The sequence below is a fragment of the Streptomyces flaveolus genome (assembly GCF_000716535.1).
Classification (GTDB): Bacteria; Actinomycetota; Actinomycetes; order Streptomycetales; family Streptomycetaceae; genus Streptomyces; species Streptomyces flaveolus_A.
On the sequence record NZ_JNWV01000006.1, the window covers coordinates 66,313 to 92,617 of the forward strand.

At 70.9% G+C, this 26,305-nt stretch carries 22 protein-coding genes; 20 read left to right on the top strand and 2 right to left on the bottom strand.

The window, feature by feature from the left end:
* Window positions 1-156 precede the first annotated feature (156 nt).
* Window positions 157-705, bottom strand: a complete 549-nt coding sequence (locus OO52_RS06895; RefSeq protein ID WP_030642015.1) for a beta-class carbonic anhydrase — start codon at window positions 703-705, stop codon at window positions 157-159.
* A 417-nt stretch (window positions 706-1,122) separates the two neighbouring features.
* Between OO52_RS06895 and rsmH the strand changes: the two genes are divergently transcribed.
* From rsmH to OO52_RS06975, 16 genes are all read left to right on the top strand, one after another.
* Window positions 1,123-2,079: a 16S rRNA (cytosine(1402)-N(4))-methyltransferase RsmH gene (gene rsmH, locus OO52_RS06900; RefSeq protein ID WP_078630057.1), complete on the top strand. Its 957-nt coding sequence runs from the start codon at window positions 1,123-1,125 to the stop codon at window positions 2,077-2,079.
* Window positions 2,080-2,146: 67 nt separating this feature from the next.
* The gene (locus OO52_RS06905) at window positions 2,147-2,701 is read left to right on the top strand and encodes a septum formation initiator family protein (protein ID WP_030642019.1); all 555 of its coding nucleotides are present in this window, start codon (window positions 2,147-2,149) and stop codon (window positions 2,699-2,701) included.
* A 5-nt stretch (window positions 2,702-2,706) separates the two neighbouring features.
* Window positions 2,707-4,671: a peptidoglycan D,D-transpeptidase FtsI family protein gene (locus OO52_RS06910; RefSeq protein WP_279616778.1), complete on the top strand. Its 1,965-nt coding sequence runs from the start codon at window positions 2,707-2,709 to the stop codon at window positions 4,669-4,671.
* 31 nt (window positions 4,672-4,702) lie between these two features.
* Window positions 4,703-6,358: a UDP-N-acetylmuramoyl-L-alanyl-D-glutamate--2,6-diaminopimelate ligase gene (locus OO52_RS06915; protein ID WP_167347897.1), complete on the top strand. Its 1,656-nt coding sequence runs from the start codon at window positions 4,703-4,705 to the stop codon at window positions 6,356-6,358.
* A 28-nt stretch (window positions 6,359-6,386) separates the two neighbouring features.
* Window positions 6,387-7,802, top strand: coding sequence for a UDP-N-acetylmuramoyl-tripeptide--D-alanyl-D-alanine ligase (locus tag OO52_RS06920; protein ID WP_030642026.1), 1,416 nt, complete (start codon window positions 6,387-6,389; stop codon window positions 7,800-7,802).
* Window positions 7,802-8,872, top strand: coding sequence for a phospho-N-acetylmuramoyl-pentapeptide-transferase (mraY, locus tag OO52_RS06925; protein WP_030347870.1), 1,071 nt, complete (start codon window positions 7,802-7,804; stop codon window positions 8,870-8,872). Before OO52_RS06920 ends, mraY begins: the two co-directional genes overlap by 1 nt.
* Window positions 8,854-10,296, top strand: a complete 1,443-nt coding sequence (murD, locus tag OO52_RS06930) for a UDP-N-acetylmuramoyl-L-alanine--D-glutamate ligase (RefSeq protein ID WP_030642028.1) — start codon at window positions 8,854-8,856, stop codon at window positions 10,294-10,296. Before mraY ends, murD begins: the two co-directional genes overlap by 19 nt.
* Before the next feature lie 68 nt (window positions 10,297-10,364).
* Complete coding sequence (gene ftsW / locus OO52_RS06935; protein ID WP_030642030.1) at window positions 10,365-11,732, top strand: putative lipid II flippase FtsW; 1,368 nt, start codon at window positions 10,365-10,367, stop codon at window positions 11,730-11,732.
* Window positions 11,733-11,738: 6 nt separating this feature from the next.
* Window positions 11,739-12,827, top strand: coding sequence for an undecaprenyldiphospho-muramoylpentapeptide beta-N-acetylglucosaminyltransferase (murG, locus tag OO52_RS06940; RefSeq protein WP_014672168.1), 1,089 nt, complete (start codon window positions 11,739-11,741; stop codon window positions 12,825-12,827).
* Between the two features lie 29 nt (window positions 12,828-12,856).
* A complete protein-coding gene (locus OO52_RS06945) occupies window positions 12,857-13,651 on the top strand; it encodes a cell division protein FtsQ/DivIB (protein ID WP_030642033.1) in 795 nt (264 codons plus the stop codon).
* 279 nt (window positions 13,652-13,930) lie between these two features.
* On the top strand, window positions 13,931-15,142 hold the full coding sequence (ftsZ, locus tag OO52_RS06950) for a cell division protein FtsZ (protein ID WP_030642036.1): 1,212 nt from the start codon (window positions 13,931-13,933) through the stop codon (window positions 15,140-15,142).
* Window positions 15,139-15,864 carry a peptidoglycan editing factor PgeF gene (gene pgeF, locus OO52_RS06955; protein ID WP_030642039.1) on the top strand — a complete coding sequence of 242 codons (726 nt, stop codon included), beginning with the start codon at window positions 15,139-15,141 and terminating at the stop codon, window positions 15,862-15,864. Before ftsZ ends, pgeF begins: the two co-directional genes overlap by 4 nt.
* A gap of 6 nt (window positions 15,865-15,870) precedes the next feature.
* Window positions 15,871-16,590 (top strand): YggS family pyridoxal phosphate-dependent enzyme, encoded by a 720-nt coding sequence (locus tag OO52_RS06960; RefSeq protein WP_030642040.1) that lies wholly within the window; start codon window positions 15,871-15,873, stop codon window positions 16,588-16,590.
* 128 nt (window positions 16,591-16,718) lie between these two features.
* On the top strand, window positions 16,719-17,360 hold the full coding sequence (locus OO52_RS06965; protein WP_030642042.1) for a cell division protein SepF: 642 nt from the start codon (window positions 16,719-16,721) through the stop codon (window positions 17,358-17,360).
* A gap of 60 nt (window positions 17,361-17,420) precedes the next feature.
* Window positions 17,421-17,711 carry a YggT family protein gene (locus OO52_RS06970; RefSeq protein WP_030347861.1) on the top strand — a complete coding sequence of 97 codons (291 nt, stop codon included), beginning with the start codon at window positions 17,421-17,423 and terminating at the stop codon, window positions 17,709-17,711.
* A gap of 54 nt (window positions 17,712-17,765) precedes the next feature.
* Window positions 17,766-18,908, top strand: coding sequence for a DivIVA domain-containing protein (locus OO52_RS06975; protein ID WP_030642044.1), 1,143 nt, complete (start codon window positions 17,766-17,768; stop codon window positions 18,906-18,908).
* A 179-nt stretch (window positions 18,909-19,087) separates the two neighbouring features.
* On the opposite strand, the gene ileS is transcribed toward OO52_RS06975, so the two are convergent.
* Window positions 19,088-22,231, bottom strand: a complete 3,144-nt coding sequence (ileS, locus tag OO52_RS06980; RefSeq protein ID WP_030642046.1) for an isoleucine--tRNA ligase — start codon at window positions 22,229-22,231, stop codon at window positions 19,088-19,090.
* Window positions 22,232-22,837: 606 nt separating this feature from the next.
* Between ileS and OO52_RS06985 the strand changes: the two genes are divergently transcribed.
* The 4 genes from OO52_RS06985 (at window position 22,838) to OO52_RS07000 (ending at window position 26,192) form a co-directional block, all read left to right on the top strand.
* Window positions 22,838-23,995, top strand: coding sequence for a TraR/DksA family transcriptional regulator (locus OO52_RS06985; RefSeq protein ID WP_030642048.1), 1,158 nt, complete (start codon window positions 22,838-22,840; stop codon window positions 23,993-23,995).
* A gap of 68 nt (window positions 23,996-24,063) precedes the next feature.
* Complete coding sequence (gene lspA, locus OO52_RS06990; RefSeq protein WP_030642050.1) at window positions 24,064-24,714, top strand: signal peptidase II; 651 nt, start codon at window positions 24,064-24,066, stop codon at window positions 24,712-24,714.
* A gap of 69 nt (window positions 24,715-24,783) precedes the next feature.
* Window positions 24,784-25,728, top strand: a complete 945-nt coding sequence (locus OO52_RS06995; RefSeq protein ID WP_030642052.1) for an RluA family pseudouridine synthase — start codon at window positions 24,784-24,786, stop codon at window positions 25,726-25,728.
* Window positions 25,719-26,192 (top strand): GNAT family N-acetyltransferase, encoded by a 474-nt coding sequence (locus OO52_RS07000; RefSeq protein ID WP_030642054.1) that lies wholly within the window; start codon window positions 25,719-25,721, stop codon window positions 26,190-26,192. Before OO52_RS06995 ends, OO52_RS07000 begins: the two co-directional genes overlap by 10 nt.
* Window positions 26,193-26,305: the final 113 nt, after the last annotated feature.

Sequence of the window (26,305 nt, forward strand, 5' to 3'; positions counted from 1 at the left end):
GCGTGACGTCACACCCCGCATTCTTGCTGCCGTTACCGATTCGTGTCACTCGCCTGTGGACAACTGCCCCCGCGATGCCGGTCTTACGACTTTTCGACCGTATTTTCGATACGAGGACGGCGGATGTGTTCCGGGGCGGTGGGCCGGCACCCCGGATCAGGCCGGGTCGACCTCGCGCAGCAGGCCGGTGCGCACGTCGAAGACGAAGCCGCGGACGTCGTCGTTGTGCAGCAGGAACGGCGAGGTGCGCACCCGCTGCATGGACTGGCGCACGTCCTGGTCCACGTCCCGGAAGGACTCCACCGCCCAGGACGGCCGCTGGCCGACCTCCATCTCCAGCTCGCTGCGGAAGTCCTCGGTGAGGGCCTCCAGGCCGCAGCCGGTGTGGTGGATGAGCACGATGCTGCGGGTGCCGAGCTTGCGCTGGCTGATGGTCAGCGACCGGATGACGTCGTCGGTGACCACACCGCCCGCGTTGCGGATCGTGTGGCAGTCGCCGAGCTGTAGACCGAGGGCCTTGTGCAGGTCGAGGCGCGCGTCCATGCACGCGACGACGGCGACGTTGAGAACGGGGCGGGCGTCCATGCCGGGGTCCGTGAACGCTTCGGCGTACCGCCGGTTGGCTTCCACGAGGCGGTCGGTCACGGTGTCGCCGGCCGTTATGGCGCCTTCGGATCCAGTGGGCACTGCTGCAGAAGTCGTCATGCTGACGACGTTACTGGTCACGCGAGGTTCCAGCCCGCTGTGAGGAAGGACAAAAATCGTCATCGTGGCATGTTGTGAGGTAACCCACACGGAGGGCGAACCGGACCCGACGGATGAATCCGTTCGAATGACCGCCCGGGCCGCGCGCGGTGCGCGACGCGCAGGCCGGTTGATTGACCGCGAGACACGGTGGACTAAAGTGGCGCGAAGCGGGAGGCGTGGCTCTTCCTGCTGGTGAAACCCCTGGAGACCCCGGCATGCGCCCGGACCGTCTCCCCACGCGCGCGGCGCGTACGTACGGCTCGGCCTCCTCCCGCTCCCGGTCGGCTGACGCTTCCGGCGCCGGCAGGCCGCCCCTTACGAGCTGGCGGGGACCCGTGGCGGTGCGTATCCTGCGCCGGATCCTGAGAGGCCCCCTTGAGCCAGAGTCGACACGTCCCGGTGATGCTCCAGCGGTGCCTGGATCTGCTGGCGCCCGCCCTGGAGCGGCCGGGCGCGGTGGTCGTCGACTGCACCCTCGGCCTCGGCGGGCACAGCGAGGCACTGCTCGGCCGGTTCCCCGAGGCACGGCTGATCGGCCTCGACCGGGACAAGGAGGCGCTGCGGCTGTCCGGTGAGCGGCTGGCGCCCTACGGCGACCGCGCCACCCTCGTGCACGCCGTGTACGACGAGCTGCCCGAGGTGCTGGACCGGCTCGGCATCGCGCGCGTGCAGGGCGTGCTGTTCGACCTCGGTGTCTCCTCCATGCAGCTCGACGAGGCCGACCGCGGCTTCGCCTACGCGCAGGACGCCCCGTTGGACATGCGCATGGACCAGACGACCGGGATCAGCGCCGCCGAGGTCCTCAACACCTACCCGGCCGGCGAACTCGTGCGGATCCTGCGGGCGTACGGCGAGGAGAAGCAGGCCAAGCGGATCGTCGCCGCGATCGTCCGGGAGCGCGAGAAGGAGCCGTTCAGCAACAGCGCGCGGCTCGTGGAACTCATCCGGGACGCGTTGCCGCAGGCCGCCAAGCGTACCGGCGGCAATCCGGCCAAGCGCACCTTCCAGGCGCTGCGCATCGAGGTCAACGGCGAACTGTCGGTTCTGGAGCGGGCGATCCCGGCCGCCGTGAAGGCCCTCGACGTCGGCGGGCGCATCGCCGTGCTGTCGTACCACTCGCTCGAAGACCGGCTCGTCAAGCACGTGTTCGCGGCCGGGGCCGCCTCCACCGCGCCGCCCGGGCTGCCCGTCGTGCCCGAGCGCTACCAGCCGCGGCTCAAGCTGCTCACCCGTGGTGCCGAACTTCCCACCGAGGAAGAGATCGCCGAGAACCGCCGGGCCGCACCGGCCAGACTGCGGGGTGCCGAGCGCATCCGGGAGGACGTCGAGTGAGCGAGACGGGTCGGAAGGGTTCCCCCGGGCACCGGGGGAGCGGTGTCCCGCACGCACCGGGGGAGCAGTGAGCAGGAAACCCGAGCTGAAGGGGAGGGCCGCCCGGCTCGCCCGGCTCCTCCCGGCCGGTCGCGCCCAGGCGGCCCGCACCCCGTTCGTCCTGCTCGTCGTCGTGCTCCTCGGCGGCGGCCTCATCGGCCTGCTGGTGCTGAACTCCGCGCTCAGCGAAGGCTCGTTCAAACTCGCCGACCTGCAGAAGCAGACGAAGAACCTCACCGACGAGGAACAGGCCCTCCAGCGGGACATCGACGCCTACTCGTCCCCCGACGCCCTGCAGCGCCGCGCCCGCGAACTCGGCATGGTCCCCGGCGGCGACCCGGCGTTCCTCGGCCCCGACGGCACCGTCAAGGGCGTCCCCGGCGTCGCCGCCCCCCAGCCCGCCGCCCTCACGGCCCCGGCCGGCCCCGAGCCGCTCACCCCGGCCGACGCCGCCCTCGCCACCGTCCCGCCCACCGCCCCGGCCCCCACCGTGCCACCCCAGCCCCCGAGCGACCCGGCAGCAGCGCCCCCGGCGCCGCCCGCCACCCTCCAGCCCATCCCCACCCCGACCCCCGGCAGGTGACGGAAGTGTCCGACAGGGAACCGCCGCGCCGCCGTGTGCCCGGGCCCGCCAAGCCCCCCCGGCCGCGGGGTGCCGTCCGGCGGCAGCCCGCGCCCGGTGCCCGGCCGGTCCGCCGCTCAGGCGGGGCCCGGCCCCCGGTGTCGCGCCCGCTCCGGCTCGGCAGCCCCCGGCCCCGGCTGCGCCTGGTCAGCCTCGCCCTGACCCTGGTGCTGCTCGCCTTCGTGGTGCGGCTGCTCCAGGTCCAGGCCGTCGACGCGAGCTCCTACACGGCGCGGGCCGAGCAGAACCGGTACGTGGTGCACACGCTGGCCGCCGAGCGCGGCGAGATCACCGACCGCAACGGCGTCGCCCTCGCCGTCAGCGAGGACGCGTACGACATCACGGCCGACCCGACCATGTTCAGCCGCGCGCAGCTGAAGATCTCCGACGGCCCGGAGCAGGCCGCCGCGCTGCTCGCCCCGATCCTCGGCCAGGACCAGGCCACGCTCGTCAAGAAGCTGCGGCCCGCGAACAAGAACTCCCGCTACACCCGGCTCGCCGCCCGGCAGACCCCGCAGGTCTGGAAGCAGATCAAGGACCTGAAGACCGCGCTCACCAACAAGTCGGAGACGGACCACACCACCGTCAACGTGCTGTCCGGTGTCTTCGCGGACCCCAGCAGCCAGCGCGTGTACCCCAACGGCGACCTGGCCGCCGGGATACTGGGCTGGGTCAACGCCGACGGCCAGGGCGGCGGCGGCATCGAGCAGGAGTTGGACAAGCAGCTGTCCGGGAAGGACGGCAAGGTCCGCTACGCCCAGGCCGGCGGGCGCGAGGTGCCGACCGCCGGGTCCACCGAGACCCCCGCCGTGCCCGGCTCCGACGTCGAGCTGACCATCGACCGCGACATCCAGTGGGCCGCGCAGAACGCGATCAGCGAGCAGGTGAAGAAGTCCAAGGCGGACCGGGGTTACGTCATCGTCCAGGACACCCGCACCGGCCAGATCCTGGCCATGGCCAATTCCCCCGGCTTCGACCCCAACGACCTGTCGAAGGCCGACGGCGACGCCATGGGCAACGCGGCCGTCCAGGACGCCTACGAGCCCGGCTCCACCGCGAAGGTGATGTCGATGGCGGCCGTGCTGGAACGGAACGTCGCGACCCCGCTCACCCATGTCGTCGTACCCAACCGGCTGCACCGCGGCGACCGGCTGTTCCAGGACGACGTCGACCACGCCACCTGGTACCTGACCCTCAACGGCGTGCTCGCCAAGTCCAGCAACATCGGCACCATCCTGGCCACCGGCGAACTCGGCAAGACCCAGCCCGAGGCCAACAAGGTCCTCTACTCGTACCTGCGCAAGTTCGGCATCGGCAGCCCCACCGGCCTCGGCTTCCCCGGCGAGACCGCCGGCATCCTCGCGCCGCCGCAGAAGTGGTCCACCTCGCAGCAGTACACGATCCCTTTCGGCCAGGGCTTCTCCATCAACGCGATGCAGGCCGCCTCCGTCTACTCGACCATCGCCAACGGCGGCGTGCGCGTCCAGCCGACCCTGGTGCGCGGCACCAAGGGCGCCGACGGCCGCTTCGTCCCGGCACCGAAGCCCGAGCAGACACGGGTCGTCAGCCAGAAGACCGCCAAGAGCCTCGCGCAGATGCTGGAGTCCGTCGTGGACGACGGGCAGGGCACCGGTGTGAAGGCGCGTATCCCCGGGTACCGGGTCGCGGGCAAGACCGGCACGGCCAACCGCGTGGATCCGGTCACCGGCCGCTACCGCGGCTACACGTCGTCCTTCGCCGGCTTCGCCCCCGCCGACAACCCGCGGATCACCGTCTACTGCGCCATCCAGAACGCCACCTCGGGCAGCTACTTCGGCGGCCAGATCTGCGCCCCCATCTACAAACAGGTGATGGAGTTCGCCCTGAAGACCCTGCAGGTCCCGCCGACCGGCGCGAAGCCCGCCAGCCTGCCCGTCGACTACAAGCCCTGATCAGCACCTCGGAAACACCAGGAACCAGCTCGTGACAACGATCACCCCGGACCCCGGGAACCAAGGCGCCCGCGGGCCCTCACTTCGCTCCGGAGCGGGTGCGCCCGGTACGCTCACCGCCGTGCCACACGCTGATCAGTCCCAAATCACCCAGAAGGGCCAACCCGTGACATATCCGGGACTGCCCCGGCCTGCGACGCTCCCCGCCACACCCCTCGCGGAGCTCGCCGGCCAGCTGGGTGTCACCGCGCCGGAAGCCGCCGCCGAGGTCACGGGGATCACCCACGACTCGCGCGCGGTCCGCCCCGGTGACCTGTACGCCGCCCTCCCCGGCGCCCGGCTGCACGGCGCCGACTTCGTCACCCAGGCCGCGAGCCTGGGCGCCGTCGCCGTCCTCACCGACCCCGAGGGCGCCGAGCGCGCCGCCGCGTCCGGGCTGCCCGTCCTGGTGGTCGAGGATCCGCGCGGCCGGATGGGAGAGCTGGCGGCCACGATCTACCACCACCCGGGCCGCGACCTGCTCCAGATCGGCATCACCGGCACCTCCGGCAAGACCACCAGCGCCTACCTGGTGGAAGGCGGCCTGAAGACCGTCCGTTCGACCGGTCTCATCGGTACCGTCGAGATCCGCATCGGTGACGAGCGCATCAAGTCCGAGCGCACCACCCCCGAAGCCACCGACCTCCAGGCACTGTTCGCCGTCATGCGCGAAGAGGGCGTCGAGGCCGTCGCCATGGAGGTCTCCAGCCACGCCCTGGTCCTCGGCCGGGTCGACGGCTGCGTCTTCGACATCGCCGTCTTCACCAACCTCAGCCCGGAACACATGGAGTTCCACTCCGACATGGAGGACTACTTCCGGGCCAAGGCGCAGCTGTTCACGCCGAAGCGCAGCAAACTCGGCGTGGTCAACGCCGACGACGAGTACGGCCGCCGGCTCGCGAAGGAGGCGACCGTGCCGGTCGTCACCTACTCCGCCGAGGGCCACCCCGACGCCGACTGGCGCGCCGAGGACGTCCAGGTCGGCCCCATGGACTCGACGTTCACCGTCCTCGGCCCGAACGGCGAGCGGGTGCACGCCAAGTCGCCGCTGCCGGGCCCCTTCAACGTGGCGAACACCCTCGCCGCCATCGTCGCCCTCGCCGCGGCCGGCCTCGACCCGCAGACCGCCGCCGACGGCATCGCCGCCGTCCCGGGCGTCCCGGGCCGCCTGGAGCGCGTCGACGCCGGGCAGCCCTACCTCGCGGTGGTCGACTACGCCCACAAGACCGACGCCGTCGAGTCGGTGCTCAAGGCGCTGCGCAAGGTCACCAAGGGCCGGCTGCACGTCGTCCTCGGCTGCGGCGGCGACCGCGACCGGACCAAGCGCGCCCCGATGGGCGCCGCCGTGGCCCGGCTCGCCGACACGGCTGTACTGACCTCCGACAACCCCCGCTCCGAGGACCCCCTCGCGATCCTCGCCACCATGCTCCAGGGCGCGGCCTCCGTGCCCGCGCACGAGCGCGGCGAGGTGCTCCTGTTCGAGGACCGGGCCGCCGCCGTCGCCGCCGCCGTGGGCCGCGCCCAGGCAGGCGACACGGTGCTGGTCGCGGGCAAGGGCCACGAGCAGGGCCAGGACATCGCCGGCGTGGTCCGTCCCTTCGACGACCGCCAGGTCCTTCGCGAAGCTATCCAGAAGACCCAGGGATGAAAATCCAGAAGACCCAGGGGATGAACTTGTGATCGCCCTCTCCCTCGCCGAGATCGCAGCAGTCGTCGGCGGGCAGACGCACGACATACCGGATCCGTCCGTGCGGGTCACGGGACCGGTCGTCCGGGACTCCCGCGAGGTGGTGCCCGGCAGCCTGTTCGCCGCCTTCGTCGGCGAGCGCGTGGACGGCCACGACTACGCCCGGGCGGTGACCGAGGCCGGCGCGGTGGCCGTGCTGGCCTCCCGCCCGGTCGGCGTCCCCGCGATCGTCGTCGAGGACGTCCAGACGGCCCTCGGCGCTCTCGCCCGGCACGTCGTCCGCCGGCTCGGCGCGACCCTCGTCGCCCTGACCGGCTCGGCCGGCAAGACCAGCACCAAGGACCTCATCGCCCAGGTGCTCCAGCGCAAGGCGCCGACGGTGTTCACGCCCGGCTCGCTCAACAACGAGATCGGGCTGCCGCTGACCGCCCTGTCCGCCACCGAGGAGACCCGGTTCCTCGTGCTGGAGATGGGCGCCCGCGGCATCGGGCACATCCGCTACCTCACCGGCCTCACCCCGCCGCGGATCGGCCTGGTGCTCAACGTCGGCACCGCCCACATCGGTGAGTTCGGCGGCCGCGAGCAGATCGCCCAGGCCAAGGGCGAGCTCGTGGAGGCCCTTCCCGCCGCGGAGGAGGGCGGCACGGCGATCCTCAACGCCGACGACCCGCTGGTGCGGGCCATGGCCTCCCGTACCAAGGCGAAGGTGGTCCTTTTCGGAGAGTCGGCCGAAGCGGACGTACGGGCCGAGAACGTACGACTCACGGACAGCGGACAGCCCTCCTTCAGGCTTCACACACCCTCCGGTGCAAGTGATCTGACGATGCGCCTGTACGGTGAGCACCACGTGTCGAACGCGCTCGCCGCGGCCGCCGTCGCCCATGAGCTGGGCATGTCCGCGGAAGAGATCGCCACCGCGCTCTCCGAGGCGGGCTCCCTCTCCCGCTGGCGCATGGAGGTCACCGAGCGCCCGGACGGCGTGACCATCGTCAACGACGCCTACAACGCCAACCCCGAGTCCATGCGGGCCGCCCTCAGGGCGCTCGCGGCCATGGGCAGGGGGCGCCGTACGTGGGCGGTGCTCGGCAAGATGGCCGAGCTGGGGGACGAGGCGCTCGCCGAGCACGACGCCGTCGGACGGCTCGCCGTCCGGCTCAACGTCAGCAAGCTCGTCGCCGTCGGGGGGATTGAGGCCTCCTGGCTGCAATTGGGCGCATATAACGAGGGTTCGTGGGGTGAGGAGTCGGTGCACGTGTCCGACGCACAGGCGGCGATCGACCTGTTGCGCAGCGAGTTGCGCCCGGGGGACGTCGTGCTCGTGAAGGCGTCCCGTTCGGTGGGTCTGGAGAGCGTCGCCCAGGCGCTCGTCGAGAGCGGTGCCGAGGGTGAGGTTGCCGCCCGATGATGAAGCAGATCCTGTTCTCAGGAGTCATTGGCCTCTTCCTGACGCTGGTCGGCACCCCGCTGCTGATCAAGCTTCTCGCCCGCAAGGGCTACGGCCAGTACATCCGTGACGACGGCCCGCGCGAGCACGCCAGCAAGCGCGGTACGCCGACCATGGGCGGTATCGCCTTCATCCTGGCGACGATCGCCGCGTACTTCCTGAGCAAGCTCATCACCGGTTACCCGCCCACCTACTCCGGGCTGCTGGTCCTCGGCCTGATGTTCGGCATGGGCCTGGTCGGCTTCCTCGACGACTACATCAAGATCGTCAAGCGGCGTTCGCTGGGTCTGCGGGCCAAGGCGAAGATGGCAGGCCAGCTGATCGTCGGCATCGCCTTCGCCGTGCTGTCGCTGCAGTTCTCCGACGCCCGCGGCAACACCCCGGCCTCCACCAAGCTGTCGTTCATCACCGACTTCGGCTGGTCCATCGGCCCGGTGCTGTTCGTCGTCTGGGCGCTGTTCATGATCCTCGCGATGTCGAACGGCGTGAACCTCACCGATGGTCTGGACGGTCTGGCCACCGGCGCCTCCGTGCTCGTCTTCGGCGCCTACACGTTCATCGGCGTCTGGCAGTTCCAGGAGTCCTGCGCCAACGCGGGCACCCTGACCAACCCCGGCGCCTGCTACGAGGTGCGCGACCCGCTCGACCTCGCGGTCGTCGCCTCCGCGCTGATGGGTGCCTGCCTCGGCTTCCTGTGGTGGAACACCTCGCCGGCGAAGATCTTCATGGGCGACACCGGCTCGCTCGCCCTCGGCGGTGTCCTCACCGGCCTGGCCATCCTCTCCCGCACGGAGCTGCTGGTGGCCATCATGGGCGGCCTGTTCGTCCTCATCACCATGTCGGTCGTCATCCAGGTCGGCTCCTTCCGGCTCACCGGCAAGCGCGTCTTCCGGATGGCACCGCTCCAGCACCACTTCGAACTCAAGGGCTGGTCCGAGGTCCTTGTGGTGGTCCGATTCTGGATCATCCAGGGCATCTGTGTGATCGTCGGACTGGGCCTCTTCTACGCGGGATGGGCAGCGGACAAGTGACCTCCTCGGTGCCTTCTGGGCCTTCCGACTTCCAGGGCAAGCACGTCACCGTCGCCGGGCTCGGCGTCTCCGGCGTCCCTGCGGCGAAAGTGCTGCACGCGCGCGGGGCGATCGTCACGGTCGTCAACGACGGCGACGACGCACGCGCGCGGGAACAGGCCGCGGAGCTGGAGGCGCTCGGCATCACCGTGCGCCTCGGCGACGGCGAGACCCTGCCGGAAGGCACCGAGCTGATCGTCACCGCGCCCGGCTGGAAGCCCGACAAGCCGCTGTTCATCGCCGCGGAGAAGGCCGGTGTGCCGGTCTGGGGCGACGTGGAGCTGGCCTGGCGGCTGCGCGGCCCCGACGCGGCCCCGTGGCTGGCCGTCACGGGCACCAACGGCAAGACCACGACCGTCCAGATGCTCGCCTCCATCCTGAAGGCGGCGGGCCTGCGCACGGCCGCCGTGGGCAACATCGGCGTCTCCCTGCTGGACGCGGTCCTCGGCGAGCAGCGGTACGACGTGCTCGCCGTGGAGCTGTCCAGCTACCAGCTCCACTGGGCGCCCTCCCTGCGGGCGCACTCCGCTGTGGTCCTCAACCTCGCGCCGGACCACCTGGACTGGCACGGCTCCATGGAGGCGTACGCGCGCGACAAGGGCCGCGTCTACGAGGGCAACAAGGTCGCCTGCGTCTACAACGTCGCCGACAAGGCCACCGAGGACCTCGTGCGCGAGGCCGACGTCGAAGAGGGCTGCCGAGCCGTCGGATTCACGCTCGGCACGCCCGGGCCCTCCCAACTCGGCGTCGTCGACGGCATCCTGGTCGACCGGGCCTTCGTCGAGAACCGGCAGAAGAACGCGCAGGAGCTGGCCGAGGTCTCCGACGTCAATCCCCCCGCGCCGCACAACATCGCCAACGCCCTTGCCGCCGCGGCCCTCGCCCGCGCGTTCGGGGTGCCCGCCGGCGCCGTACGGGACGGCCTGCGGGCCTTCCGCCCGGACGCCCACCGCATCGCGCACGTTGCCGACGTCGACGGGGTCGCGTACGTGGACGACTCCAAGGCGACCAACACCCACGCCGCCGAGGCGTCGTTGGCGTCATATGAACCGATCGTATGGATTGCGGGCGGTCTGGCGAAGGGGGCCACCTTCGACGAGCTGGTCGCCAAGTCGGCGAAGCGGCTTCGCGGGGTCGTCCTGATCGGCGCGGATCGCGCCCTGATCCGGGACGCCCTCGCGCGACACGCGCCGGAAGTACCCGTGGTCGACGTCGACCGGACCGACACTGGGGCGATGCTCCAGGCGGTGACGGAAGCGAAACGGCTGGCTCAGCCCGGCGACACGGTGCTGCTGGCCCCGGCCTGCGCCTCCATGGACATGTTCACCAACTACAACCAGCGCGGTGACGCGTTCGCGGCGGCGGTCCGCGAGCTCGGCGCCTGACCCCGGCCGCCTGCCGGGCGGATCTTGGGAGGGACGCGTGGGACGGTCGACGTTCAGTGGAGGCGCCGATGCCCAGTAGCCGTACCGGCCGGCCACCCGTGCAGCGGGCGTCCCGGCGCCCGCGTTCCGCCGTTCCCCGGCCGCCGCACGAGAACCCCGTACAACGGCTCTACACGCGTGCGCGCAAAGCCTGGGACCGGCCGCTGACCGCCTACTACCTGATCGTCGGCGGCAGTGTGCTGATCACCGTGCTGGGCCTGGTGATGGTCTACTCGGCCTCCCAGATCACCGCGCTCCAGCTCTCGCTGCCCGGGTCGTACTTCTTCCGCAAGCAGTTCCTCGCCGCGCTCATCGGCGGCGCACTGCTGTTCGCCGCCTCCCGCATGCCGGTGAAGCTGCACCGGGCGCTGGCCTATCCGATCCTCGCCGGCGCCGTCTTCCTGATGGCCCTGGTGCAGGTGCCCGGGATAGGGATGGCGGTCAACGGCAACCAGAACTGGATCTCCCTCGGCGGCTCCTTCCAGATCCAGCCCAGCGAGTTCGGCAAGCTCGCCCTGGTGCTGTGGGGCGCGGACCTGATCGCCCGCAAGCAGGAGCGCAAGCTGCTGACCCAGTGGAAGCACATGCTGGTGCCGCTGGTCCCGGTCGCGTTCCTGCTGCTCGGGCTGATCATGCTCGGCGGTGACATGGGCACCGCGATCATCCTCACGGCGATCCTCTTCGGCCTGCTCTGGCTGGCGGGCGCGCCGACCCGGCTGTTCGCGGGCGTGCTGTCCGTCGCCGGGCTGATCGGTGTGACGCTCATCAAGACGAGCCCCAACCGGATGGCCCGCCTCGCCTGCATCGGCGCCACCGAGCCCAAGGCCGGGGTCGCCGACTGCTGGCAGGCCGTGCACGGCATCTACGCCCTGGCCTCCGGCGGACTCTTCGGCTCCGGACTGGGCGCGAGTGTGGAAAAATGGGGCCAACTCCCGGAAGCCCACACCGACTTCATCTTCGCCGTCACCGGTGAGGAACTGGGCCTGGCGGGGACGCTGTCGGTGCTCGCCCTGTTCGCGGCTCTAGGCTATGCGGGTATCCGCGTGGCCGGACGCACGGAGGACCCCTTCGTGAGGTATGCCGCGGGAGGCGTGACCACCTGGATCACCGCCCAGGCGGTGATCAACATCGGTGCGGTGCTCGGTCTGCTGCCGATCGCCGGTGTCCCCCTCCCGCTGTTCTCCTACGGAGGGTCCGCCCTGCTGCCGACCATGTTCGCCATCGGGCTGCTGATCGCCTTCGCGCGCGACGAGCCCGCTGCGCGGGCAGCGCTTGCGATGCGGCAACCTCGCTTTGGTAAAAAGCGGGCGGGAGGCCCCGGTGCCGAGCGGGGGCCTCGGAGATGGAACACGATGCGACGGCGTGCCTCGGCGGCGCGCTCGTCCGGAGAGCGGTGAATTTCGGTGCATGTCGTACTCGCCGGTGGGGGGACCGCCGGCCACATCGAGCCCGCGCTCGCCCTCGCGGACGCCCTGCGCAGGCAGGACCCGACCGTGGGGATCACGGCCCTGGGCACGGAGCGCGGCCTGGAGACCCGGCTCGTCCCGGAGCGCGGCTACGAGCTGGCGCTGATTCCTGCGGTGCCGCTGCCCCGCAAGCCCACCCCCGAGCTGATCACCGTCCCGGGCCGGCTGCGCGGCACGATCAAGGCCGCCGAGCAGATCCTGGAGCGCACCAAGGCGGACTGCGTGGTCGGCTTCGGCGGCTACGTCGCCCTGCCCGGCTACCTGGCCGCCAAGCGCCTCGGTGTGCCCATCGTCATCCACGAGGCCAACGCCCGCCCGGGCCTGGCCAACAAGATCGGCTCGCGGTACGCGGCCCGGGTCGCCGTCTCCACCCCGGACAGCAAGCTGCGTGACGCCCGCTACATCGGCATCCCGCTGCGCCGCTCCATCGCCACGCTGGACCGCGCCGCCGTCCGGCCCGAGGCCCGGCACCGCTTTGGTCTCGACCCCAACCTGCCCACGCTGCTCGTCTCCGGCGGCTCGCAGGGCGCCCGGCGGCTGAACGAGGTGACGCAGGCGGTCGCTCCGTGGCTCCAGCAGGCCGGCATCCAGATCCTGCACGCGGTCGGCCCGAAGAACGAACTGCCGCAGGTGCACCAGATGCCGGGAATGCCCCCCTACATCCCGGTAAGTTACCTGGACCGGATGGACCTCGCGTACGCGGCGGCCGACATGATGCTCTGCCGCGCGGGCGCGATGACCGTCGCCGAACTCTCCGCCGTCGGGCTCCCGGCCGCGTACGTCCCGCTGCCCATCGGCAACGGCGAACAGCGGCTCAACGCCCAGCCGGTGGTCAAGGCCGGCGGCGGGCTCCTCGTCGACGACGCGGACCTCACCCCCGAGTGGGTGCAGCAGAACGTGCTGCCCGTGCTCGCCGACCCGCACCGGCTGTACGAGATGTCCCGCGCGGCAAGCGAGTTCGGCCGCCGGGACGCCGACGACCTGCTCGTCGGCATGGTGTACGAGGCGATCGCCTCGCGCCGATAGGACCGTATGACGAAAGGGCAGTGAGCAGCGTGGCCGGACCCTCCACCGCCGAGCGCGGTGAACGCCAGCAGGAGTCGTCCGGCCCGCCGCTCGTCCGCGGGTCCAACCGGCGGCGCCTTCGCCTGGTCATCGCCCTGGTCGCCCTTCTCGTGCTCCTCGGGGCCGGTTCCGCCTGGGCGCTGTACGGCTCCACGTGGCTGCGCGTCGAGCATGTCCCGGTGTCGGGCACGCGCGTGCTGACTCCGGCCGAGGTGCGGGAGGCGGCGGCCGTGCCCGTCGGAAAACCGATGATTTCCGTCGACACGGATGTCATCGAAGCCCGACTTCGCCGGAAATTGCCCCGAATTGACACCGTAGATGTGGTTCGTTCCTGGCCGCATGGAATCGGCCTGAAAGTGATCGAGCGCACTCCGGTTCTGTTGATCCGAAAGGGCGCGAACTTCGTCGAAGTCGACGACGACGGTGTCCGGTTCGCCACGGTCGCGCAGGCGCCGAATGGCGTTCCGATGCTGGAATTGTCCGCGTCCCGGACGGGTCCGGGTGCCGCCAGCTTCCGGCGCTTCGGCACCGACCGGCTGGTGCGCGAGGCGGTCCGGGTCGCCGGGGACCTGCCGGCCGCCGTGGCGAGGACCGCCCGGGCCGTCCACGTGCGCACCTTCGACGACATCACGCTGGAGTTGGCCGACGGCCGCACCGTCGCGTGGGGCAGCGGCGAGCAGGGCCGCGCCAAGGCGCGGGCCCTCACGGCTCTCATGAAAGCATCTCCCGGCGCGCGGCACCTCGACGTCAGCGTCCCCACCGCCCCTGCGTCATCGGGGAGTTGACGCACATCCGCGCAGGCCAGCACCCTGGTTGGGCAGCGCTACGGCTGATCACATAGGGTGAAAAGAAAAACGGGAGGTTCGGCGTGTTCGTTGAACGGGCGCCACTTGTCGACTTAGTGTCCTGTTCAGAAGACTCCAGGGAACAGACACACTGGTAACCCTAAACTTCAGGGTTAGGGTTCGGGTCGGCGTTACGGACCGTCCCATTCGGCATCCGTCGTCCCGGCGCGGGGCACCGCACGGCGGCGACAACGTAATTCGAGGCGAGAGGCCTTCGACGTGGCAGCACCGCAGAACTACCTCGCAGTCATCAAGGTCATCGGTGTCGGCGGCGGTGGTGTCAATGCCATCAACCGGATGATCGAGGTCGGTCTCAAGGGCGTCGAGTTCATCGCCATCAACACCGACGCACAGGCGCTGTTGATGAGCGACGCCGACGTCAAGCTCGACGTCGGCCGCGAACTCACCCGCGGACTCGGCGCCGGAGCCAACCCGGCCGTCGGCCGCAAGGCCGCCGAGGACCACCGCGAGGAGATCGAGGAGGTCCTCAAGGGGGCCGACATGGTCTTCGTGACGGCCGGTGAAGGCGGCGGCACCGGCACCGGCGGCGCGCCCGTCGTGGCCAACATCGCGCGCTCGCTCGGCGCCCTCACCATCGGCGTGGTCACCCGCCCGTTCACCTTCGAGGGACGGCGCCGCGCGAACCAGGCCGAGGACGGCATCGCCGAACTCCGCGAAGAGGTCGACACCCTCATCGTCATCCCGAACGACCGGCTGCTGTCCATCTCGGACCGCCAGGTCTCGGTCCTGGACGCCTTCAAGTCCGCCGACCAGGTCCTGCTCTCCGGTGTTCAGGGCATCACCGACCTCATCACCACCCCCGGCCTGATCAACCTCGACTTCGCCGACGTGAAGTCGGTCATGTCCGAGGCCGGTTCGGCCCTCATGGGCATCGGCTCGGCCCGCGGCGACGACCGCGCGGTGGCCGCGGCCGAGATGGCGATCTCCTCGCCGCTGCTGGAGGCGTCCATCGACGGCGCCCGGGGCGTGCTGCTCTCCATCTCCGGCGGCTCCGACCTCGGCCTGTTCGAGATCAACGAGGCCGCCCAGCTGGTCAGCGAGGCCGCCCACCCCGAGGCCAACATCATCTTCGGCGCGGTCATCGACGACGCCCTCGGCGACGAGGTCCGGGTGACCGTGATCGCGGCCGGCTTCGACGGCGGCCAGCCCCCGGCCCGCCGGGACAACGTCCTCGGCTCGGCCTCCGCCGGCTCGGCTCCCGCCCGCCGCGAGGAGCCCGCCCCGGCCCGGCCGAGCGAGCCCAGCCGTCCGTCCTTCGGCTCGCTGGGCAGCGTCAAGCCGAAGGAGGAGCCGGAGCCGGCGCCCGAGCCGGTGGCCGAGATCCCGGTCCCCCCGCCGGTGACGCCGGCGCCCCGGACCTACTCGGACAGCGCGGCCGAGGAACTGGACGTCCCGGACTTCCTCAAGTGATAGGACAGCGCGAGAGCGTGAGCGGCGCGCACTTCGCCTTCACCGACCGGTGGGGCGGGGTGAGCGCCGCTCCGTATGAGGAGCTGAACCTCGGCGGCGCGGTCGGCGACACGCCCGAGGCGGTGCGGGGCAACCGGGAGCTGGCGGCCAAGTCGCTGGGCCTGGACCCCGCCCAGGTCGTCTGGATGAACCAGGTGCACGGCGCGGACGTCGCCGTGGTGGACGAGCCGTGGGGGAGCACGGTGCCGGAGGTCGACGCGATCGTCACCGTCCGGCGCGGACTCGCCCTCGCCGTCCTCACCGCCGACTGCGTACCGGTGCTGCTGGCCGACCCCGTCGCCGGGATCGTCGCAGCGGCCCACGCCGGCCGGCCCGGCATGGTCAAGGGGGTTGTCCCCGCCGCCGTACGCGCCATGGTCGAACTCGGCGCCGAGGAGGACCGGATCGTCGCCCGCACGGGCCCGTCCGTGTGCGGCCGGTGCTACGAGGTGCCGGAGGCGATGCGCGCCGAGGTGGCCGCCGTCGAGCCGGCGGCGCACGCCGAAACGAGCTGGGGCACGCCGGCGCTCGATGTGAGCGCCGGGGTGCACGCGCAGCTCGACCGGCTCGGGGTGTGCGACCGGGCGCAGGCGCCGGTGTGCACGCTGGAGTCGGACGACCACTTCTCGTACCGCCGCGACCGCACCACCGGGCGGCTCGCGGGCTATGTCTGGCTGGACTGATGGGGCATGACGGACCGTAAGACCGAACTCGCCGCGAATCTGGCGAAGGTGGAGGAGCGCATCACCGCCGCGTGCGTGGCGGCCGGACGCGCGCGGGAGGAGGTGACCCTGATCGTGGTCACCAAGACCTACCCGGCCGGCGATGTGCGGATCCTGTCGGAACTCGGTGTGCGCCACGTCGCCGAGAACCGCGACCAGGACGCGGCCCCGAAGGCCGCCGCCTGTGCGGATCTGCCCCTCACGTGGCACTTCGTCGGCCAGTTGCAGACCAACAAAGTGCGTTCCGTGGTCGGTTACGCCGATGTCGTGCAGTCCGTCGACCGCTCCCGGCTCGTCGCCACGCTGTCGAAGGAGGCGGTGCGGGCGGAGCGCGAGGTGGGCTGTCTCATCCAGGTCGCGCTCGACGCCGGCGCGAGCGGCAGGGGGGACCGCGGTGGCGTGGCCCCCGAAGGAATCGAAGAGTTGGCCGACCTCGTCGCCGACGCGCCCGGGCTGCGGCTCGACGGACTGATGACCGTCGCTCCGCTCAGCGGGGAGTACGCGGGGCGCGAACAAGCGGCGTTCGAGCGCCTGATGGTTTTGTCGACTGACCTGCGCCGAGCTCATCCGGCTGCAACCATGGTGTCGGCAGGGATGAGTGCGGACCTCGAACAGGCCGTGGCCGCCGGGGCGACACATGTGCGCGTCGGCACCGCGGTACTCGGAGTCCGCCCTAGGCTCGGGTAACGTCGCCAGGAAGTCGGACCACAGCAGAAAATATGGTCAATGCGCCCCAAGACGGGCACAAAGGCCACGTGGATCGCGGGCACTTGGCAGTCGTCAGTCGATCCACCACAGAGCGGAGGACTCAGAGCATGGCCGGCGCGATGCGCAAGATGGCGGTCTACCTCGGCCTCGTGGAGGACGATGGGTACGACGGCCGCGGATTCGACCCCGACGACGACTTCGAGCCCGAGTTGGACCCGGAGCCCGAGCGGGACCACCGACGGCACGAGCCGTCGCACCAGTCGCACGGTGCACATCAGTCCCAAAGGGACGAAGAGGTGCGAATCGTACAACCGCCCGCGCCTCGCGAACCGGTGGCCCGTTCGACTTCGCTCGCCGCGGAATCCGGACGTCCGGCGCGGATCGCGCCCGTGGCATCCATCACACAAGAACGTCAGTCCCTGGAGAAGAACGCGCCGGTGATCATGCCCAAGGTCGTGTCGGAACGAGAGCCTTACCGGATCACCACGCTTCACCCGCGGACCTACAACGAGGCCCGTACCATCGGGGAACACTTCCGTGAGGGCACCCCGGTGATCATGAATCTGACTGAGATGGATGACACAGACGCCAAGCGACTTGTCGACTTTGCGGCCGGTTTGGTGTTTGGTCTTCACGGCAGCATCGAGCGGGTGACGCAGAAGGTGTTCCTGTTGTCTCCTGCTAACGTCGATGTCACGGCGGAGGACAAGGCCCGCATCGCAGAGGGCGGGTTCTTCAACCAGAGCTGAGACGTACGACCGGATCGAAGCACGGAAGAGCACGGAACAGGGGAGAGGGAACCACAGGCCATGAGCGTGTTCGCGCAGGTGATCTACATCGCGCTGATGGTGTTCCTCGTCGTGCTCATCTTCCGGCTGGTCATGGACTACGTTTTCCAGTTCGCCCGCTCGTGGCAACCCGGCAAGGCGATGGTGGTCGTACTGGAGGCCACCTACACTGTCACCGATCCACCGCTGAAGCTTCTGCGGCGGTTCATTCCGCCGCTGCGTCTCGGGGGCGTGGCGCTCGACCTGTCCTTCTTCGTACTGATGATCATCGTCTACATTCTCATCTCCGTCGCCGGGAGCTTCGTGAGATGAGGGTGGGGACGATCCGGTCTTGCCGACTGCCGATGACTACGTTGAGGTGAAGAGATGCCGTTGACCCCCGAGGACGTGCGGAACAAGCAGTTCACGACCGTCCGCCTCCGAGAAGGCTATGACGAGGACGAGGTCGATGCCTTCCTCGACGAGGTCGAAGCCGAACTGACCCGTCTGCTCCGCGAGAACGAGGACCTGCGCGCCAAGCTGGCCGCGGCCACCCGCGCCGCCGCACAGAACCAGCAGAACGCGCGCAAGCCCCCGGAGCAGGACCAGCAGCAGCACCAGCAGCAGCACCAGCAGCAGGGCATGCGAGGTCCTGGCGCTCCGGTGCCCGCCGGGATATCGGGCCCGCCGCAGCAGCAGATGGGTGGCCCCATGGGTGGTCCGCCCCAGCTGCCGAGCGGTGCCCCGCAGCTGCCCGCCGGCCCCGGCGGTCAGGGCGGCCCGCAGGGTCCCGGCCCGATGGGCCAGGGTCCGATGGGTCAGGGCCCGATGGGCGGTCAGCCGCCCATGCAGCAGCAGATGGGCGGCCCGATGGGCGGTCCCATGGGTGGCCCCATGGGCGGTCCGATGGGTGGCCCCGGTCAGGGCCCCGGTGGCGACAGTGCCGCCCGTGTCCTCTCGCTGGCCCAGCAGACCGCCGACCAGGCGATCGCCGAGGCCCGCTCCGAGGCCAACAAGATCGTCGGCGAGGCCCGCAGCCGCGCCGAGGGTCTGGAGCGTGACGCCCGTGCCAAGGCCGATGCCCTGGAGCGGGACGCGCAGGAGAAGCACCGCGTCGCCATGGGCTCCCTGGAGTCCGCCCGCGCCACGCTGGAGCGCAAGGTCGAGGACCTGCGCGGCTTCGAGCGCGAGTACCGCACGCGCCTGAAGTCGTACCTGGAGTCGCAGCTGCGTCAGCTCGAGACCCAGGCCGACGACTCGCTGGCCCCGCCGCGCACCCCGGCCACCGCGTCGCTGCCGCCGTCCCCGGCGCCCTCCATGGCTCCGGCCGGCGCGAGCGCCCCGTCCTACGGCGGCAACCAGACGATGGGCGGCAACCCCTCGCCGTCCGCCCCGTCCTACGGCGGCCAGCAGCAGATGACCCCGGCCATGACGCAGCCCATGGCCCCGGTCCGCCCGCAGGGCCCGTCCCCGATGGGTCAGGCTCCCTCGCCGATGCGTGGGTTCCTGATCGACGAGGACGACAACTGAGCACCGGGCACCAGTACGACAACGGCGTCGGCAGCGTCTGATAGGGCGGGCCCCCTGGACTTCGGTCCTGGGGGCCCGCCCTTTTTACGCGGGTTGCGTGACGGCGGAGCCCATGGCGGCCATGACGAAGGGCCCGGCCTCCTTGACGGAGACCGGGCCCTTCTCGTACCGCTCGGCGCCTACGCCTTGCGCAGCCGGAACGTGAGAGACAGCCCCTCGTCGGTGAACGGCTCACCGAAACCGTCGTCGCCCTCGCCCTGCCGGAAGTCGGTCGACAGCACCTCGTCGGCGATCAGCTCCGCATGCTCGGCCAGCGCGGCGACCACCGCCGGGTCGGTCGACTCCCAGCGCAGGGCGATCCGGTCGGCGACGTCCAACCCGCTGTTCTTGCGGGCCTCCTGGATCAGCCGGATCGCGTCACGGGCCAGGCCCGCCTGCCGCAGCTCCTCGGTGATCTCCAGGTCCAGCGCCACCGTGGCACCGGAGTCGGAGGCCACCGACCAGCCCTCGCGCGGGGTCTCCGTGATGATCACCTCGTCCGGAGCGAGGGTGACCGTCTCCCCGTCGACCTCCACGGAGGCCGTGCCCTCGCGCAGGGCGAGGGACAGTGCGGCGGCGTCGGCGGCGGCGATCGCCTTCGCCACGTCCTGCACCCGCTTGCCGAACCGCTTGCCGAGCGCCCGGAAGTTGGCCTTCGCGGTCGTGTCGACCAGGCTGCCGCCGACCTCGCTGAGCGACGCCAGCTTCTCGACGTTCAGCTCCTCCGTGATCTGCGTGTGCAGCTGCGGGTTCAGGGCCTCGAACCCGGTCGCCGCGATCAGCGCCCGGGACAGCGGCTGACGCGTCTTGACACCGGACTCCGCGCGCGTGGCACGGCCCAGCTCCACCAGCCGGCGGACCAGGACCATCTGCTTCGACAGCTCCGGGTCGATCGCCGACAGGTCCGCCTCCGGCCAGGTGGCCAGGTGCACGGACTCCGGCGCGCCCGGGGTGACCGAAACGATCAGGTCCTGCCACACCCGCTCGGTGATGAACGGGGTGATCGGCGCCATCAGCTTGGTGACCGTCTCCAGCACCTCGTGCAGCGTGCGCAGCGCGGCCTTGTCGCCCTGCCAGAAGCGGCGGCGGGAACGGCGGACGTACCAGTTCGACAGGTCGTCGACGAACGCGGACAGCAGCTTGCCGGCGCGCTGGGTGTCGTACGCCTCCAGGGCCTGCGTCACCTGGTCGGTGAGCGCGTGCAGCTCGGACAGCAGCCAGCGGTCCAGCACCGGACGCTCGGCCGGCGCCGGGTCCGCCGCGGACGGCGCCCAGTTCGACGTACGGGCGTACAGGGCCTGGAAGGCGACCGTGTTCCAGTAGGTCAGCAGCGTCTTGCGGACGACCTCCTGGATGGTGCCGTGGCCCACCCGGCGCGCGGCCCACGGCGAGCCGCCGGCCGCCATGAACCAGCGCACCGCGTCCGCGCCGTGCTGGTCCATGAGCGGGATGGGCTGCAGGATGTTGCCCAGGTGCTTGGACATCTTGCGGCCGTCCTCGGCCAGGATGTGGCCCAGGCAGACGACGTTCTCGTACGACGACTTGTCGAAGACGAGCGTGCCGACGGCCATCAGCGTGTAGAACCAGCCACGGGTCTGGTCGATCGCCTCGGAGATGAACTGCGCCGGGTACCGGCTCTCGAACAGCTCCTTGTTCTTGTACGGGTAGCCCCACTGCGCGAACGGCATCGAGCCCGAGTCGTACCAGGCGTCGATGACCTCCGGCACGCGCGTGGCCGTCGCGCCGCAGCCCTCGTGCGGGCAGGCGAAGGTGACCTCGTCGATGTACGGGCGGTGCGGGTCGAGGCCGGACTGGTCGGTGCCGGTCAGCTCGCTCAGCTCGGTGAGGGAGCCGACGCAGGTGAGGTGGTCCTCCGCGCAGCGCCAGATCGGCAGCGGGGTGCCCCAGTAGCGGTTGCGGGACAGCGCCCAGTCGATGTTGTTGTTCAGCCAGTCGCCGTACCGGCCGTGCTTGACCGTCTCCGGGAACCAGTTGGTCTTCTCGTTCTCCTGGATGAGCCGGTCCTTGATGGCCGTCGTGCGGATGTACCAGGAGGGCTGCGCGTAGTAGAGCAGCGCGGTGTGGCAGCGCCAGCAGTGCGGGTAGCTGTGTTCGTACGGCAGGTGCTTGAAGAGGAGGCCGCGCTGGTTCAGGTCATCGGTGAGCTTTTCGTCCGCCTTCTTGAAGAAGACGCCGCCGACCAGCGGGACGTCCTCCGCGAAGGTGCCGTCCGGGCGGACCGGGTTCACGACCGGCAGGCCGTAGGCGCGGCAGACCTTCAGGTCGTCCTCACCGAAGGCCGGGGACTGGTGGACCAGACCCGTACCGTCGTCGGTGGTGACGTACTCGGCGTTCACGACGAAGTGCGCCGGCTCCGGGAACTCCACCAGCTCGAACGGACGTTGATACGTCCAGCGCTCCATCTCGGCGCCGGTGAAGGTCTGGCCCGTGGTCTCCCAGCCCTCGCCGAGCGCCTTGGCGACGAGCGGCTCGGCGACGACGAGCTTCTCCTCGCCGTCGGTGGCGACGACGTAGGTCACGTCGGGGTGCGCGGCGACCGCCGTGTTGGACACCAGGGTCCAGGGGGTCGTCGTCCAGACCAGGAGCGCGGCCTGACCGGCGAGCGGACCGGAGGTGAGCGGGAAACGGACGTACACCGACGGGTCGACGACCGTCTCGTAGCCCTGCGCCAGCTCGTGGTCGGACAGGCCGGTGCCGCAGCGCGGGCACCAGGGGGCGACCCGGTAGTCCTGGACCAGGAGCCCCTTGGTGAAGATCTGCTTCAGCGACCACCAGACCGACTCCACGTACTCGGGGTCCATGGTCCGGTAGGCGTCGTCCAGGTCGACCCAGTAGCCCATGCGGGTCGTCAGCTCGGCGAACGCGTCGGTGTGCCGGGTCACGGACTCGCGGCACTTGGCGTTGAACTCGGCGATGCCGTACGCCTCGATGTCCTGCTTGCCGGAGAAGCCCAGTTCCTTCTCGACGGCCAGCTCGACGGGCAGGCCGTGGCAGTCCCAGCCGGCCTTGCGGGCCACGTGGTAGCCGCGCATGGTGCGGAAGCGGGGGAAGACGTCCTTGAAGACGCGGGCCTCGATGTGGTGGGCGCCGGGCATGCCGTTCGCGGTGGGCGGGCCCTCGTAGAACACCCATTCCGGGCGGCCCTCGGACTGCTCCAGGCTCTTGGCGAAGATCTTCTGCTCGCGCCAGAAGTCGAGCACGGCGTGCTCAAGAGCGGGCAGGTCGACCTGTGCGGGCACCTGGCGGTACGTCGGCGCTGTCATCTGCGAGCATCCTCCAACGGACTTGCTGCCTTCCGTCGGAGGGACGAGAGCCTTCGTTCCTGTCTACGCCGTGTGCGGCGCGCTCCCGCGGTACCACCCTCCTTGGCCCCCCGCCGCGCCGTACGCGCCGGTGAGCCCCCTCATTGGGGTCGCGAGGCCGGTTCTACTCGCCGCCGCCCTTCGGCTGCGGCTTTCTTCCGGCGGCTCCGGGGTGATCTTCACGTCGCGCTCGCCCCCGGGCTCACACCGTCCCCGGGTCGCTCTGGGCTGCCTACGCCGCTACTCGTCCCCATCCACGCTTCTCGCTCCGCCCAGTGTACGGCGCCGCGCGGACAGCGGCGGACCGGTTTTCCGCGCGGCGGGGGCGCGGGCCGTACGACCGGGCCGTGTGACCCGAATGGCGAGGGGAGCGGGCGCCGGGGTCGGTGCGGTACCGGCCCGGCGGATTACCCGGCGGGGAGCTGGGCACAACGGATGCATGCCCGTGGCTCGGGGGGTGCGGGCGGGCGAATCGGGCGGTGTGCCCCGTTGCCGCGGGACTCAAGTCGATTTATCGTCCCAGCACGATTCGCGAGCAAGATCACAATATGTGAAGGGGCCGCGGCCATGGTGGCGAAGAAGACCGCCGTACAGCAGCCGGCGACCGGGAAGACCGGCGCGAGGCCTGCCACCAAGAAGACGGCCCCGGGCAGGACGGCCGCCACGAAGACGGCTGCCAAGAAGCCGGTGGCCGAGAAGGCGGCGCCCGTCGAGGCGGCTGCCACGAAGACGGCTGCCACGAAGGCGGTGGCCCCCAAGGCGGCCGTCGGCGAGAAGTCGGCCGCTGCGGGGAAGGTCGCGAAGAAGGCGGCTGAGAAGGCTGAGAAGAAGGCGGCCGTGAAGAAGACGGCTGTGAACAAGACGGCCGACAGAACGGTCGCGAAGGAGGTCGCGGGTACCAAGGCGGTCACCGGGAAGCCGGCCGCGACGGAGACGGCTGTGAAGGACGCGACGGCCAGGAAGACGGCCGTGGCGGACAAAGCCGCGATGAGGAAGACGGCCACGAAGAGGTCGGCCGCCAGGCGGACGGCCGCGGCGGACAAGTCCGCGATGAAGGAGACGGCCGCCAAGGAAGCGGCCGAGAAGGAGACGGCCGCCGAAGAAGCGGTCGGCAAGAAGGCCGTCGCCGAGAAGACCGCCGCCAAGAAAGCCGCTGCCAAGAAGGCCGCGGTGAAGGAGACGGCCGACAAGAGCACGACCAAGGACGCGGGCGCGGCGCGGGCCGCGAAGCAGACGGGAGCCACGACAGTGGTTGCGAAGAAGACTCCTGGCACGGCCACGGCGGAACAGTCCGCCGTTCCCAAGGCGCGGCTCGGCGCGGTGGAGCCCGGCGAACTGGCGGTACGCCCCGGCGAGGATCCGTGGACCCCGGAAGAGGCCGACGCGGCCCGCGCGGAGCTGCAGTCCGAGCTGGAGCGGCTGCGGGAGGAGATCAGCTCGTCCGAGGCGTCCCTGGTCGGCCTGATGCGGGACTCCGGGGACGGTGCCGGGGACGATCAGGCCGACACCGGCACCAAGAACATCACGCGCGAGCACGAGCTGGCGCTGGCCGCCAACGCGCGCGAGATGCTGATCCAGACCGAGCGCGCCCTGGAACGGCTCGACGCGGGCACCTACGGCCTGTGCGAGAACTGCGGCGACCCCATCGGCAAGGCCCGGATGCAGGCGTTCCCGAGGGCCACGCTGTGCGTGGAGTGCAAGCAGAAGCAGGAACGCCGCTCCTGAGCGCGAGAGGGCCTCGGGGCGTGCCGTAGTCTCGTCCTCAGTCAGGGCACCTAGGTTGAGGGACTCACGTGGCAGAGGCGGAGCGGATCATCGGTACGCCGGACACCCCGGACGACGGCGGCGAGCACGAGGCGTCGGCCGGAGCACCCGCCGGCGGCGCCGCGGTCGGTGCGTCCGGGGAGGCGGGCGCGTCCGGCGCGGGCGAGCAGGGGACCCCGGCGCGACGGACCGGCCGCGGGCGCCGGATCGCCGTGCTGTTCGCGGTGGCCGCGTTCGCCTACGCCCTCGACCTGGTCAGCAAGATGCTCGTCGTCTCCCGGCTGGAGGGGCACGCGCCCATCCAGGTCGTCGGGGACCTGCTGGAGCTGCACGCGATCCGCAACCCGGGTGCCGCCTTCGGGTTCGGCGCGGCATTCACGGTGATCTTCACACTGATCGCCGCGGCCGTGATCGTCGTGATCATCCGCCTGGCCCGCAAGCTGTACAGCTTCCCCTGGGCGGTCGCGCTCGGCCTGCTGCTCGGCGGCGCGCTCGGCAACCTCACCGACCGCGTCTTCCGGGCGCCGGGCGTCTTCGAGGGCGAGGTGGTGGACTTCATCGCGCCGAAGGGGTTCGCCGTGTTCAACCTCGCCGACTCCGCGATCGTGTGCGGCGGCATCCTGATCGTGCTGCTGTCCTTCCGCGGCCTGGACCCCGACGGCACGGTCCACAAGGACTGACGCGGGGGTCCGCCCGGGTTTTCCACAGGCTCGTGCGGAGCCGTTCGGCCCGTCCGGCATACTCGACGGGTGAGCACGATTCCCGAGATCCGTACCCTGCCCGTGCCCGACGGCCTGGAGGGCGAGCGCGTCGACGCCGCCATCTCCCGCATGTTCGGCTTCTCCCGCACGAAGGCCGCGGAGCTGGCCGCGGCCGGCAAGGTCCAGGTCGACGGCGCGGTGGTCGGCAAGTCCGAGCGGGTGCGCGGCGGTGCCTGGCTGGAGGTCGAGATGCCGCAGGCGCCCGCGCCGGTGCAGGTGGTCGCCGAGCCGGTCGAGGGCATGGAGATCGTGCACGACGACGATGACGTGGTCGTGATCGTCAAGCCGGTCGGCGTGGCCGCGCACCCGTCGCCGGGCTGGTCCGGTCCGACCGTCATCGGCGGTCTCGCCGCCGCCGGGTACCGGATCTCCACCTCCGGCGCCGCCGAGCGCCAGGGCATCGTGCACCGCCTGGACGTCGGTACGTCGGGCCTGATGGTGGTCGCCAAGTCGGAGTACGCGTACACGTCGCTCAAGCGCCAGTTCAAGGAGCGCACGGTCGACAAGCGCTACCACACCCTCGTCCAGGGCCACCCGGACCCGACGAGCGGCACCATCGACGCCCCGATCGGCCGCCACCCGAACCACGACTACAAGTGGGCGGTCACGGCCGACGGCAAGCCCTCGGTGACCCACTACGACCTCATCGAGGCCTTCCGCGCCGCCTCCCTGCTGGACGTCAAGCTGGAGACGGGCCGCACCCACCAGATCCGCGTCCACATGGCCGCCCACCGCCACCCGTGCGTCGGCGACCTCACCTACGGCGCCGACCCCACCCTCGCCAAGCGGCTGCGCCTGACCCGCCAGTGGCTGCACGCCGTGCGCCTCGGTTTCGAGCACCCCGGCGACGGTTCCTGGGTGGAGTTCGAGAGTGACTACCCCGAGGACCTCCGGCAGGCCCTCGACCAGGTCCGGGAGGACACATGGGCGTGATCCCCGCCTACACCGTCCGGGTCGCCGAGGACCCCGCCGACCGCGAGGCCTGCTTCACGGTCCGCAAGGAGGTCTTCGTGGCCGAGCAGGGCGTGGCCGAGGACATCGAGTACGACGCCTACGACGCCGTGGCCGTGCATGTGCTGGCGGTCCGCGAGGACGGGGTGCCGCTGGGCACCGGACGCCTGCTGTACGGCGAGGCGGCCGCCGCGAAGACCGGCGGGGACCCGGCGGTGGGCTCCCTGGGCCGGCTCGCCGTCTCCCGGGCGGCCCGTGGGCTCGGCGTCGGCGCGGCCCTGGTGCGCGCCATCGAGGACGCGGCACGCACGCGTGGCCTCACGGCGGTGGACCTGCACGCGCAGACCCACGCCCTGGGCTTCTACGAGCGGCTCGGTTACGAGGCGTACGGCCCTGAGTTCCCGGACGCGGGCATACCGCACCGGGCGATGCGCCGGGCCCTGTAGCCAGGGGAGCCGCTGCCGGCCGCGCGGCTCACGCCGGGGTGCGCGGCCGTCCAGGCGTCGGTACGCCGGGTCGCGGGCGTCATGGCAGGCTTGAGGTCTGCCGTGTGATCGTC